The sequence below is a fragment of the Thauera phenolivorans genome (assembly GCF_001696715.1).
GTDB lineage: Bacteria > Pseudomonadota > Gammaproteobacteria > Burkholderiales > Rhodocyclaceae > Thauera > Thauera phenolivorans.
In genome coordinates, this window is sequence record NZ_MBFM01000004.1 from 258,580 (window position 1) to 271,352 (window position 12,773).

Sequence of the window (12,773 nt, forward strand, 5' to 3'; positions counted from 1 at the left end):
CTCGGGCTCGACTACCTGAAGATCGACGCCGCCTTCGTGCGCGGCATCGACACCTCGGCGGGCAACCAGTCCTTCGTGCGCAGCCTGTGCTCGCTGACCCACGCGCTCGGCCTGCTCGCGATCGCCGAAGGCGTGTGCAGCGAAGCGGAGCGACGCTGCCTGGTCGGGCTCGGGGTGGACGGCATCACCGGGCCGGCGGCACGCAGGATGGCGAAAAGCCCGCTCCCGCTGAACTGAGGGAATCAGCCGCAGTTGCCGCCCGAGCAGCAATCGCCCGCGCGAACCGGCTGCAGGGTCGGCTGCGCGAGCCCCGCCCAGCGTGCGAGCTCGCCGCGCGTGGGATAGCGCCCCGTCAGCGCCATCTCGCCATCGACCAGAACCAGCGGCAGCGCGTCCTGCCCGGCGTGCTCGAGAAAGCTCTTGACGACGGCGTTCTGCGCGAACTCGAGCGGCTGCTGCGCGAGGTCGAAGCGTTCGATCGGCGCCCCCTGCTGACTCGACCAGTCGACGTCGGCCGTGAAGTCGACCAGCGCCGGGTCGATCCTGGTGCCGCTCTGCGCGGGCTCGAACACTTGTATGCTTTTCATGCGGGGTCTCCGTTGTCCGCCACCATGGCGGGTCTGCGCAAGCCTAATCGGTCCGGTCTCGGCCGACCTTCGCACGGATCAAGTCCGCCGCCCGCGCGGCACTTCGGTCAATCGACGATCAGCTTGCCGTCGTTGAGCAGCTTGCCGACCAACGCGGCCGAATCGCCGCTGCCGGCGTAGGCGAACAGGTCGACCCCCTCGAGCACGATCACCTGGTCGGGGGTCCCGACCAGGCTGCCGTCGTCCGCGTGGGCGAACCCGCCGGCGCCGCTGACCTTGAGCACGGTCGAGGCCGCAGCGGGATCCGCCTCGAAGTGCAGGTAGCGCTCCAGGCTGCTCTCCGCCACCGTCCCCGGCAGCAGATCGGCCAGGTCGAGCACGTCGCCCTGCGCCAGGCTGAAGTCCCTCACCGTGTCGGTCGCGGGTGCCGCACCGGTATCGGCCAGCGACCACTTGAACACGTCCGCGCCGAGGCCGCCGGCGAGGCTGTCGTCGCCCGCGCCACCGAACAGGGTGTCGTCGCCGTCGCTGCCGACGAGCGTGTCGTCGCCGGCGTAACCGAAGAGGTAGGTCTGGCCCGCGGTGGCGTTCAGGCCATCGTCGCCGGCGCCGCCTTCCACGCTCTGCGCGGCCGGATAAAGGGTGGCCTCGAGGACGCCCGCGGCGGTGTCGCCGTCGCCGTCCGCGCCTTCCAGCGCGAAGCGCAGCTCGATCGGCTGCGCCGGCGTCGTCTGCACCACGGTGAAGCTGCCGAGCTTGAACTCGGCGGTGCCCGCGTCCGCCTCCACCTGCAGGGCGCCGAAAGGGGTGTTCGTCGTGACCACGTAGCTCCAGCCCGACTGGATCCCCGCGATGGAAACGCAATCGCCGTGGTCGGTGATCGTCACCTGCGCGCCGACGTCGTCGCCGTTGCCATCGACGACGCGGACATTGCCGGCATCCAGGCCGATCAGCGCGTCGCCCGCGGCGTCGCCGTAGAAGACGTCGTCGGCGTCGGCCGCGATCGCGCTCAAGGTGAGCTTCGCCGATCCCTGCCCGGCGATACTCACCTCCTGCCGGAACGAGGCCAGCGCCGCGTGCTCGCCATCGTACTGGTAGACCTCCTTCACGCTGCCGCTCGCCGGGACGATCTGCAGGCCGGTCATGAAGTCGTAGCGGATGCCTTCGCCGGCGCTGAAGCTTTGCCCGGCGCTGATCCCGATATCGGCATTCGAGGTATTGACCGAATCGCCCGAGCGGGTGGTCATCAACACGTCGAGCTCGGTGCCGGCGATGTCGCTCAGCGATTTCCAGGCGGTGTTGCCGCCGCCGACGCGGCTGAAGGAGGCCTGGCTCAGGCTGGTGCCGTTGGAGATGATCCCGTAGGTGGTGAGCGTATAGCTGGCGCCGGCGGGATCCAGCGCGATCCGGATGCCCACCTCGCCGGACTCGGTGACCGCGAGCAGGACCGCTCCTTGCGAGCCGCTCTCGATCCGGTAGACCATCGCATCACCATGGAGCTGCAGCCGGTTGCCGTCGGCATCGAGCGCGGGCGAACCTTCGGCGATGCCGGCGAAGGCGACCGCACCGAAGCCGTCGGCGCCGGCGTCGAAGTTCAGCGCCGCCGTCACCGACTTCGTGCTCGGGAGCTGATCGACCAGATAGGCGGTGCTTGCAGCGAACGGCAGCGGGGCGTCATCGACCACCCCGATCTCGAGGTTCGCGCTCGCCGAGGCGCCCGCGCCGTCGCTCACGGTGACGGGGACGATCTCGCCGACCGCCGCGCCGTCCCCATGGTCGAGGCTGCCGGTCAGCGCATAGCTGTAGTGGATCACGCCGTCGGCATAGCCGGTGACGCTCAGCGTGCCGTTCGCGGTAAGGAAATCGATCACCGAGGCACCGAAGTCGTGCGCAACGAGCGCCGCCAGCGACACCGAGGTGGCGCCGATGGCGAGGGCCTTGATGTCCGCGAGGCCATCGGGATCGCCAAGCACGAAACTGCCTGCCACCACGTTCGCCCCCGAGCCGGCGTCGGTCCCCGTCGGCAGCGCGGACTCGTAGACCGGACCGGCCAGCGGATGCACGGTGATCGAAGGCGCATCATTGCCCGGCGTGACGGTGACCGTCACCGTCGCCGTGCTGGTGCCCCCCTGGCCGTCGCTCACCGCGTAGGTGATCGTGTCGACACCGTGGAAATCCGCGTTGGGCACGTAGAGCAGCGTGCCGTCCGGATTGACCGTCACCGCGCCCTCGCTCGCAGTCGCTTCCGTCACGGTCAGCGCATCACCGTCGGCGTCGCTGTCGTTGTCGAGCACCGCGATCGTGACCGGCACGTCTTCCTGCGTCCTTGCCGCATCGTCGACCGCCACCGGCGCGTCATTTGCGGGCGTCACCTCGATCGTCACCGTGTAGCCGTTCTCGGCGCCCTGGTCGTCGGTGACGGTGAAGCTGAAGCTGTCCGGCCCGTGGTAATCGGGGTCGGGCGTGTAGCGGTAGCTGCCGTCGGGCGCGAGCTCGAGTTCGCCGTGGGCAGGCTCCGCCGCCGTCGCGTACCGGACCGCATCGCCGTCCGCATCGGTCGCGACCGGCAGCCAGCCCGCGAAAGACGTGTCCTCGCTCACCCGGATCGAATCGTCCGCGGCAACGGGCGGGCTGTTCGGTTCGGGTTCGGGTTCGGGTTCGGGTTCGGGTTCGGGTTCGGGCTCGGGTTCGGGTTCGGGCTCGGGTTCGGGCTCGGGTTCGGGCTCGGGTTCGGGCTCGGGTGCGGGCTCGGGTTCGGGCTGCGGTTCGGGTTCGGGCTGCGGTTCGCGTTCGGGCTGCGGCTCGTGCTGCGGTTCGGGCGCGGGCGCGGGCTGGGGCACCGCCGTATCCGCCTGCGACTCGGCGAGTTCGCGGCCGGGCAGCGGCGCCTCCGGCTCAGCCTGCGCGCCAGCGACGAACTCGTCGTCCGGCGGCGTCAGCGGCTCGACGATCCGCAACAGGCGCACGAAGTCATTGCCCTCGCCCCCGCTGCCGCCGCCGAGACCGGCTGCCGGCGCCTCGAGCAGCTCGTCGATCTGCCCGCCCCGCTGCAGCGCGCGGATGACCTGCTCGATGCTGCCCTGGGCGAGCTCGCCCTCGTCGCCCGCCGGGCGGGCGCTCTCCGACAGTTCGGCGCTGATCCTCACCGCCTGCGCTTCGTCGAGCGCCAGCGGCTCACCGGCGAGTGAGGCGAGTTCGACCCGCCCGCCCTGCTCGGTGAGCACCGTGTCACCCTGGCGCAGCGCGTCGCCGCGCGCCAGCGCGCGGACGTTTCCTTCGGGGTCGCGCACGAATACCGGACCGGAGACGGCGACGACGCTTGCGATGATCTCAGCCACGTTGTTTCCTTCCTCGCTCGGGGCGGCCGGCCGCGCAGGCGCCGCCGCCACCCGTGTCAATCGGATGAGGAAAGGCTAAGCCCGGGCGCGACCGGGCTCCATTGGACGGGGGTACCATCAGCGTGATCCGCGACACGGTCGGCTGCGGAATGTCGCCGACCGGGGCCGGTTCAGATCACGCCATCCGTGTCGTCGAGCAGGCTGAGGCGGCCACCCAGCCCGGCGCGGGTGCTGCGCCGCTCCATCAGCTTGTCCTGGGCGGCGGGCGGCAGGTCGGTGAACAGAATCACGCCGCGCGCGACGAGGAGGTCGATGACGTCCTCGAGCACGCGGACGAAGCCGAGGTCGGAGGCGCTCAGCGGGTTGGCCCGCGCGGCGAGTTCGCTACCGAAAGCGGCGAGCGCGGGGTCCGCGGGGTCGGCCGGCAGCCAGCCGGGGTCGCCCTCGGCCGGCGCCTGCCGGCTCGCGGCGACCACTTCGCCCGCCGGATTCCGTCTGACGTAGATCATGGCTGGCCCACCGTCTCGGCGCCGGCGCGGCCGGCCAGGCGCAGCGCGAGTTGCAGGCGGTCGCGCACGCCGAACTTGTCGAACACCGCGCCGAGGTGGGCCTTGACCGTGCGTTCGGTGATGCCGAGCCGCCAGGCGACCTCCTTGTTGGTCAGACCTTCGCTGACCGCGCGTGCCACTTCGAGTTCGCGCATCGACAGCGTCGGCGGCCAGACCGCCTCGGCCGCGGCGGGCGCCGGCAGGTGCCCGCGCAGGGCGGCGAGGAAGCGCGACAGCAACGCCGGCCCGACCCATAGCCCGTGGTGCGCCACCACCAGCGCGACCTCGCGCAGCAGCGCCACCGCGGCCAGTTCGTGGCAGTAGCCGCGCGCCCCGCTATCGAGCGCGCGCAGTCCTTCCTCGTCGTCGGGCTGCAGCGAGAGCACCACCACCGGCGAGCGCGGCAGACCGGTCGCCAGCCGGGCGAGCTCGGAGACCCAGCCCGCCCGGCCGGCGGACAGCCACACGAGCTCACCCTCGCCCGCCGCGCCGAGCACGTCCGCCAGCGAGGCGGACCTGCCCTCGGGAAAGGCCTCGTGCCAGCGCGCCGAGGGTGCGGCGCCGGCCGCAGGCAGGTAGAAGTGTCGCGTCATCGTTCGGAAAGTGCGTTGGCCTTCGCCCGCAGTACTGGCTTGAGCAGGTAGGAAAGAATGCTCTTCTTGCCGGTCAGCACGTCCACCTGGGCCACCATGCCGGGGATGATCGGCAGGTTCTCGCCGAGGCTGGTCTCGCGGGTGCGCACCCGCACCACATAGAAGGCGTTGTCCCGCTCATCGACCACGGTGTCGGCGCCGATCTGCTCGACCACCGCCTCGAGCCCGCCGTAGGTCGCGAAGTCGTAGGCGGTGAACCTGACCAGCGCCGCCTGCCCCGGACGCAGGAAGGCGATGTCGGCGGGCTTGACGCGCGCCTCGAGGATCAGCGCCTCGTCGAGCGGCACCAGCTCGACCACCTCCTTGCCCGGCATCACCACCCCGCCCACGGTATTGACCAGCAGGCGCTTGACCGTGCCGCGCAGCGGCGCGCGGATCTCGGCGTGCTTGACCTTGTCCTGCAGTGCGCCGCTACCCGCGCTCAGGCTGGACAAGCGCGCCATGGTGTCGGAGAGCTCGTTGCGCAGCTGGTTGCGGGCATTGAGTTCCACCTCCTGGATCTTGCGCTCGGCCTCGGCGATCGCCGCCTGGATGCGCGAGATCTGCGCCGAAGCCTGGTCGCGCTCGCCGCGCAGGCGGGCGACGTCGCGCTGCAGGCGCAGCAGGTCGACCTCGGACACCGCACCCGAGGCGAGCAGCGGCCGGGTCACCTGCAGCTCCTGCTGCGCGAGCTCGAAGGCGCGGCCCGCCTGCTCCCGGCGCGCGCGCACCTCGTTGAGCTCCTGCCGGCGCTGGGTGAGCTGGTCGCGCGCGATCGACAGCTGGGCGCTCATCTCGGCGCGGCTCGATTCATACAGCCGGCGCTCGTGGGCGACGATGTCGGGTGCCTGTATCGTCAGCTCGGCGGGCACGTCGAAGGGCTCGCCCTCGGTGAGCGCCTCGAGCCGGGCGCGCTTGGCCTCGAGGGCGAGGAACTCGGCGCGGTTCTCCGCCAGCGAGGCGGCGAAGCGAGTGGGATCGATGCGCAGCAGCAGCTGCCCGGCCTCGACCACCTCGCCCTCGCGCACCGCGATCTCCTCCACCACGCCGCCATCGACCGACTGGATGACCTGCACCTGGCTCGACGGCGTCACCTTCGCCTCGCCCCGGCTCACCTCGTCCACCTCGGCGATCGCCGCCCAGCCCAGCAGCGCCAGCAGCACGACGAAGCCGATGCGCAACAGCGCGCGGGCGCGCAGCGGCTCCTGCTGCAGGCGTGCCCAGTCGGCGTCGCCCGCCCAGTCGAGGTCCTCGTTCGCCGCCGCACCGGCGAGCCGGCGCAGCGGACGGCCGAAAACCGCATTGCCGGCACCCGCGCTGCGGCCGAGCAGGCCGCCGATGCCGTCGAACAGGCGGCGGTCGGCGTCGGCGCTCATGCCGCCCTCCCGATCCGACCCTGGCGCAGCGCCTCGACCACCTTGGCCTTCGGCCCGTCGCCGACCACCCGCCCGCCGTCGACGACGACGATGCGGTCGACGAGGTCGAGCAGCGAGGTACGGTGGGTGACCACGATCATCGTCCTGCCGCGCGCGAATTCCGCCAGGCGGCGCTTGAGTTCTTCCTCGCTCGAGTGGTCCATCGACGCGGTAGGCTCGTCGAGCAGCAGGATCGGCGGGTCGTTGATCACCGCCCGCGCCAGCGCCACGCCTTGGCGCTGGCCGCCGGAGAGCGAATCGCCGCGCTCGCCGACCAGCATGTCGAAACCCTGCGGGTGGGCATTGGCGAACTCGGCGATCCCGGCGAGCGTGGCCGCGCGCAGCACCTCGGCGTCGTCGGCGAGCGGCGCGGCGATCGTGATGTTGTCGCGCAGGCTGCCGTAGAAGAGCGTGACGTCCTGGGCGACGTAGCCGATCTGGCGGCGCAGTTCGGCCGGGTCGAGCTGGCGCTGGTCGATGCCGTCGATCAGCACCGCCCCCGAGCTGGGGCGATACAGACCAAGGATCAACTTCTCGAGCGTGCTCTTGCCCGAGCCGACGCGGCCGAGGATGCCGACCCGCTCGCCCGCGCGGATCCGCAGCGACACGTTCTTCAGCGCCTCGACCTGCTGGCCGGGATAGCTGAAGCAGACCTCGCGGAACTCGATCTCGCCGCCGAGCTGACCGCGGCTGATGAAGCGCTGGCCGTCCGGGCGCTCGACCTCGCGCGACATCACCTGCTCGAGCGAGGCGAGCGCGGTCGAGGCGTTGTGGTACTGGGTGAGCAGGCCGGCCACCTGGCCGACCGGCGCCATCGCGCGCGAGGACAGCATGTAGCAGGCGATCAGCCCGCCCATCGTCAGCTCGCCCGCGCCGATCAGGTACACGCCGAGCACGATCATCGCCACCCCGACCATCTGCTGGACGAAGGCCGAGCCGTGGCTCGCGCTCGCCGACAGCAGGCGCAGTCGGGCGGTGACGCGCGACAACAGCGCCGCGCTCTTCTCCCACTTGCGCTGCATCGGCGCCTCGGCGCCGAGCGCCTTCAGCGTCTCCAGCCCCACCAGGCCCTCGACCAGGGTGGCGTTGCGCTGGGCGCCCGCGCGCCAGGTGGTCTCCGCCAGTTCCTGCATCCGCCCCTGCACGCCGGCCGCGTAGAGCAGGAGGGCGAGGACGCCGAGCAGGAAGGGAAGCACCAGCGGCCAGGCGATCCAGCCGATCGCGAGCAGAAACAGCAGCGCGAACGGCAGGTCGACGAAGGCGACCACGGTGGCCGAGCCGATGAAGTCGCGCACCGACTCGAAAGCGCGCAGGTTGGCGGCGAAGGAACCGGCCGAAGGCGGGCGCTCCTCCAGGCGCATGCCGAGCACCCGCTCCATGATGTGGGCGGAGATGCGCACGTCGGCACGACTGCCGGCGAGGTCGACGAAGTGGCCGCGCAGCGTGCGCAGCACGAGCTCGCCGACCAGCACCACCAGCACCCCGGCGGCGAGCACCCACAGGGTCTCGACCGCATTGTTCGGCACCACGCGGTCGTACACGTTCATGACGAACAGCGGCATCGCGACCGCGAACAGGTTGATCAGCAGCGCGGCGAGCAGCACGTCGCGGTAGAGGGCCCGGTTCTCGGCGACCCGCCCCCAGAACCAGTGGCGGCCGCGCAGCGCGTTCACCTCGGGCGCGCGGGCGTCGAAGCGCAGCTGCGGCCGGGCGTAGATCGCCCGCCCGGTGTAGCGCGCCGCGAGTTCGCCGCGCGGCAGCTCGAGTTCGGCCTCGCCGAGCTCGGGGAAGATCACCCTCGCGCGCGCGCCGTCCGCGATCCAGCCGGCGAGCACGCATGCATGGTCGCCGTCGAGCAGCAGGATGGCGGGAAACAGCGCGGCGTTGAGTGACTCGAGCGGGCGGCGGACGATGTTGCTCGCGAGGCCGGCGCGGCGCGCGGCGCGCTCGAACAGCGAGGGCGGCAGGCCCTCGGCGCCCACCGGCAGACCGGCGAGCAGGGCGTCGCGGGTGGTGGCGATGCCGTGCGCGCGCGCCACCAGCTGCAGGCAATCGACCAGGTCGTGGTGCCCCTGCAGCGAGGCCGCGCGCCCGCCCTCCGTTCCCGCCTCGCCTGCCCGGCAGCCTGGCAGCTCCGCCACCCTCGCTTCACCCACGACCATTCACCCCGATTGCGAATGGCCCGATTATCGGCACCCGTCCGCGCGGCGGTCGCGTCAATAAGTCACCGCAGCGTCGACAAAGACGCGGCTCAGCGCGGCGCCGATTCCTCGTACTCGCTCACCTTCAGTGCACGCATCTGGTAGCCCGCATGCCCAAGCTCGGACTCGATGCGCCCGACCGCGAGCACCCCCTCGACCCACACCGGCAGCATGTTCCACGCGGCGGGCACCGGCTTGTCCGGGACGACGTGAATCAGCTGGTTGGCCGGCGGCGGCGGCACGTGCACACACGCGCCGAAGTAGGGCACGAGCAGGAACTCGCGCACCTGCTCGCCGTCGGTCTCGAGCGGCACGACGAAGCCGGGCAGGCGCACCCGCCGCCCGGCCATGGCCTCGACCACCGGCGCGCGGTCCCACTCTGCACGCATGCGCTCGAGCAGCTCCATCGCACGCGGGTCGTTGTCCTGCAGGTCGTCGAGGTCGAGGTCCTCGAACAGCTGCTCCGGGTGCCAGTCGGCCGGGATGAGGTCGTCCCACTCGATGTCGACGAATTCGCCCGCCGCCGCCGCGGCCTTCGGCGCGAGGCGTTCGCCCACCTGGTAGCCGCCGGCGTCCGGCGCCTGCTGGGCGTACACCGCCGCGGGCAGCAGACCGAGCGCAGCGGCGCAGGCCCAGGCGGCAATGGTCGCAGCGAGTCGTTTCATTTGCTTCATCTCAGATCCTGATCGTCATGCCGTCGGCGAGCGAATAGCGATAGGCGCGCAGCCCCGGCACCAGGCTCGCCGCGAGGCTGGCGGCGCACACCGCGCCGAGCAGCGCCCACTCGCTCGCCGAAGGCCAGCCCAGACCCGGCCGCAGCCCGAGCGTGGCCTCCAGCCAGGGACCGGCGAGCGCGGCAGCACCATACACCAGCCCCAGACCGAGCGCGATCCCGGCCAGCGCCAGCAGCAGGCTCTCGAGCGCGAGCAGCGCGAACACCTGCAGCGGACGTGCGCCGAGCGCGCGCAGGATCGCGAGCTCGCGCCGGCGCTCGCCCAGGCTCGCCACCATCACCGCCACCAGGCCGGCCAGGCCCACCACCACCACGAGCGCCGACACCCCGAGCAGCGCGCGCTCGGCGACGCCGACCAGTCCCCACAGTTCGTGCAGCGTCGCCCCCGGCAGGATCGCGCTCAGCGGCTCGTCGGCGAAGCCGTTGATCGCGCGCTGCACGCGGAAGACCGCGGTGCGACTCTCGAGCCCGACGAGGGCGGCGGTCACCGACTTGGGCCTGAGGTCGAACTTGCGCACATGCTCGGGCGCGATCGACAGCCCGCGGACCGGCGCGCCGCCGTGCCAGTCGAGATGGATCGCCTCGATCGCCTCGAGGCCCACCAGCACCACGCGGTCGACAGGCGTACCACTGCGCGCGAGCACCCCGGTGACGACGAAGGGCTTGTCGCCGTGATCGGCGAAGGCCGGCCCGCCCTCGCCGCCGACACTGCCGTGACTGAGTACGATGCGCTGACCCGGCCGATAGCCGAGGCGATGCGCGATCTCGGCGCCGATCACCGCCTCGAAGATGCCCTCGGGCGCGTCGCGGAAGGGCCGACCCTCGGCAAAGCGCAGGCTGCGCCCATCCCCATGGCGGTAGTGGGCGAAGAAGCCGGCGGTGGTGCCCACCACACGGTAGCCGCGGTGCGAGTCGCCGAGCGACAGCGGCACCAGCCATTTCACCCCCGGCAGCGCGGACACCGCCTCGATGCTGCGCCAGGACACATTGTTGGTGGCGTTGCCGATATGGAACACCGCGTACAGCAGCAGCTGCACGCCGCCGCTGCGCGCCCCCACCACCAGGTCGGTGCCCGAGATCGTCTGCGCAAAGGCCGCGCGGGCGTCGTGGCGCAGCCGCTCGACGCCGACCAGCATCGCCACCGAGAGCGCGATCGCCACCACGGTGAGGCCTGCCGACAGGCGCCGGTTGGCGAGGCTGCGCAGCGCCAGCTGCCAGAGCGTCTTCATGCGCCCCCCGGGACTGCGAGCGCGCGGTTGATCGAGGCGAGATCGAGCACGCGATCGAAATGCCGGGCGAGACGGCCGTCGTGGCTGACGAACAGCAACGCCGCTCCCGCCGCCCCGCACTCCTCGAGCAGGAGATCGAGGAAAGCCTGCTGGCGGTCGGCGTCGAGCGCGGAGGTCGGCTCGTCGGCGACCACCAGGCCCGGACGGCCGATCAGCGCACGCGCCGCCGCCACCCGTTGTTGCTGGCCCACTGACAGCTGCGCCGCCGGCCGCGAAAGCAGCGCGCGGTCGAGGTCGAGGCGTGTGGCCAGACGCCCGGCCTCCTCTTCCGGCGTCCTCTTGGCTGTGGCCAGACGCGCCCGGCGCGCCGGCGAGAAGCGGCAGGCGAGCAGGATGTTGTCGCGCGCCGACAGCCACGGCAGCAGGTTGAAGAGCTGGAACACGAAGCCGACATGGTCGGCACGGAAGCGGTCGCGCGCCGCCGCCGACAGCGCGCCGAGCACCTGCCCGGCCACCGCCACTTCACCCGCCTGCGGCCTCACCACGCCGCCGATCAGCGACAGCAGGCTGCTCTTGCCGCTGCCGCTCGGGCCGCGCAGGAACACCCGCTCGCCGGCAGCGAGGCGGAAGTGATCGATCGCCAGGCAGTCGGCGGCTGCGCCCGGCCAGCGAAAGCGCAGGCCGGTGAGCCGCACCGCATCGGCCGCCAGCGTCGGATCTCCCGCTGCCCTTCCCGCCGGGAGGCGTTCGACGGTGCGCGCCGGATCCATCGGGTCCGCCATCAGCGCAACGGCAGCACGGTCGCTTGCGGGCGCAGCGTCGCCGCCCCCTGGCCCTGCGCCGAAACGCGCTCGGCACGGATCTCGCGCAGGCGCGGGAAGGCCTCGAACAGGCTCAGCCCAAGCGCGTCGAGCGCCGCCGGTTCCTCGCAGCGCAGGGTATAGCCCGCCACCAGCTCGGCGTGACCGTCCACGTGGTCCCGGGCGTGAGCATGCGCCGCGTCGTGCAGATGCGCATGGGCGGCGCCCTGCAGCCAGGGTGAATCGAGCGCGACGCCCCGCAGCACGCAGCCGGCCGCGACGGGTAGCGAGAACAGCGAATCGAAGTCGCGCAGGCGCGCCTCGGCCGCCGCCAGCGCTGCCCGTTGCGCTTCATTGCGCGGTTCGTGCTCGAAACCGACCAGACTTTCGAGCGGGCTGGCGAACTCGATCACCAGCTCGTCGGCATCGGCGGCGACGTGCAGTTCGGCGACTCCGTGCTCGTGCGCCTGCTGGGCGCGGCCGGCGGCGCTGCACAACATCAGGCACATGCCGCTCAGCGCGGCGAGGACAGGTTTCATCGATTCTTCCTTCGACTGACATCATGGCGCTGGCCGCCCCTGGATCGCCCCCACCGCCCTACGCCCGATACTGGAGTGCAGGCAACGCGATTCTGTTAATGCTACTATGTTGCATCAATCAACCCAAGCTGAATCCGCCCATGAGCAGCGTCCTTCATCATCCGCCCGCAGGCGTTGCGCGTGACCTGATCGCCGCCCGCGGCGGTCGTGCCACCCGCACCCGGATCGCGGTGATCGAGGCTCTGCAGGCGTGCGCGCACCCGATGTCGCACGACGAACTCGGCGCCGCGCTCGACGCCGCCGGCGTCGCGCACGACCGCGTCACCCTCTATCGCGCGCTCGAATGGCTCGTGGGACAGGGCATCGCCACGCGCATCGCAGGCGGCGAGCGCGCCTGGCGCTTCGAGCTGCGCGGCGACGACAGCCATCGCCACGCCCATTTCCACTGCGAGCGCTGCGGGCAGATCGTCTGCCTCGAGGATGTCGCCGTCACTTCCGCACCACCATTGCCGGCGGGCTTCGAACTCGACCGGTCCGAACTCGTGCTGCACGGCGCCTGCGCCGACTGCGGCCGCCAGCGCGAGGGCCGGCGATGAGCCTGCGCGCCTCCTCTGCCCGCCACAGCCTGCTCGGCGCCGGACTCGGCGCCCGCCTCGCAATCGTCGGCGGGGCGATCGCCCTGCTCTGGCTCACCGTCCATTGGGCGCTCGTCTGACATGCATCCCGCGACACCCCCGTTGATCCGCTTCGA

At 71.7% G+C, this 12,773-nt stretch carries 13 protein-coding genes; 3 read left to right on the forward strand and 10 right to left on the reverse strand.

The genetic code is table 11. The features are described from left to right. On the forward strand, nt 1-237 hold a 237-nt coding region (locus BB334_RS11145; protein ID WP_158014408.1), incomplete at its 5' end, for an EAL domain-containing protein. A gap of 5 nt (nt 238-242) precedes the next feature. On the opposite strand, the gene BB334_RS11150 is transcribed toward BB334_RS11145, so the two are convergent. The 10 genes from BB334_RS11150 to BB334_RS11195 all read right to left on the reverse strand — a co-directional run bounded on the left by BB334_RS11150 (nt 243) and on the right by BB334_RS11195 (nt 12,022). Then, nucleotides 243-587, reverse strand: a complete 345-nt coding sequence (locus BB334_RS11150; protein WP_068808566.1) for an arsenic metallochaperone ArsD family protein — start codon at nt 585-587, stop codon at nt 243-245. 107 nt (nt 588-694) lie between these two features. Then, entirely contained in the window at nt 695-3,925 is a 3,231-nt protein-coding gene (locus BB334_RS11155; protein WP_068808572.1) for a retention module-containing protein, read from the reverse strand. Nucleotides 3,926-4,095: 170 nt separating this feature from the next. After that, nucleotides 4,096-4,434: a hypothetical protein gene (locus BB334_RS11160; protein WP_068808574.1), complete on the reverse strand. Its 339-nt coding sequence runs from the start codon at nt 4,432-4,434 to the stop codon at nt 4,096-4,098. Continuing rightward, complete coding sequence (locus tag BB334_RS11165; protein ID WP_068808576.1) at nt 4,431-5,066, reverse strand: LuxR family transcriptional regulator; 636 nt, start codon at nt 5,064-5,066, stop codon at nt 4,431-4,433. Before BB334_RS11165 ends, BB334_RS11160 begins: the two co-directional genes overlap by 4 nt. Next, a complete protein-coding gene (locus tag BB334_RS11170; RefSeq protein ID WP_068808578.1) occupies nt 5,063-6,481 on the reverse strand; it encodes an HlyD family type I secretion periplasmic adaptor subunit in 1,419 nt (472 codons plus the stop codon). Before BB334_RS11170 ends, BB334_RS11165 begins: the two co-directional genes overlap by 4 nt. Next, nucleotides 6,478-8,661, reverse strand: coding sequence for a type I secretion system permease/ATPase (locus BB334_RS11175; RefSeq protein WP_408646447.1), 2,184 nt, complete (start codon nt 8,659-8,661; stop codon nt 6,478-6,480). The genes BB334_RS11170 and BB334_RS11175 overlap by 4 nt, the downstream gene beginning before the upstream one ends. Nucleotides 8,662-8,771: 110 nt before the next feature. Further along, on the reverse strand, nt 8,772-9,395 hold the full coding sequence (locus tag BB334_RS11180; protein ID WP_068808583.1) for a DUF3299 domain-containing protein: 624 nt from the start codon (nt 9,393-9,395) through the stop codon (nt 8,772-8,774). 1 nt (nt 9,396) lies between these two features. Continuing rightward, nucleotides 9,397-10,683 carry an ABC transporter permease gene (locus BB334_RS11185; RefSeq protein ID WP_068808585.1) on the reverse strand — a complete coding sequence of 429 codons (1,287 nt, stop codon included), beginning with the start codon at nt 10,681-10,683 and terminating at the stop codon, nt 9,397-9,399. Continuing rightward, nucleotides 10,680-11,453: an ATP-binding cassette domain-containing protein gene (locus BB334_RS11190; protein WP_083200432.1), complete on the reverse strand. Its 774-nt coding sequence runs from the start codon at nt 11,451-11,453 to the stop codon at nt 10,680-10,682. The genes BB334_RS11185 and BB334_RS11190 overlap by 4 nt, the downstream gene beginning before the upstream one ends. An 11-nt stretch (nt 11,454-11,464) precedes the next feature. Beyond that, nucleotides 11,465-12,022 (reverse strand): ZrgA family zinc uptake protein, encoded by a 558-nt coding sequence (locus tag BB334_RS11195; protein WP_068808587.1) that lies wholly within the window; start codon nt 12,020-12,022, stop codon nt 11,465-11,467. A gap of 140 nt (nt 12,023-12,162) precedes the next feature. Here BB334_RS11195 and BB334_RS11200 point away from each other — a divergent pair, with 140 nt between their 5' ends. After that, entirely contained in the window at nt 12,163-12,618 is a 456-nt protein-coding gene (locus BB334_RS11200) for a Fur family transcriptional regulator (protein ID WP_068808589.1), read from the forward strand. Further along, the gene (locus BB334_RS18805; protein WP_269799004.1) at nt 12,615-12,737 is read left to right on the forward strand and encodes a hypothetical protein; all 123 of its coding nucleotides are present in this window, start codon (nt 12,615-12,617) and stop codon (nt 12,735-12,737) included. Before BB334_RS11200 ends, BB334_RS18805 begins: the two co-directional genes overlap by 4 nt. Nucleotides 12,738-12,773 lie beyond the last annotated feature (36 nt).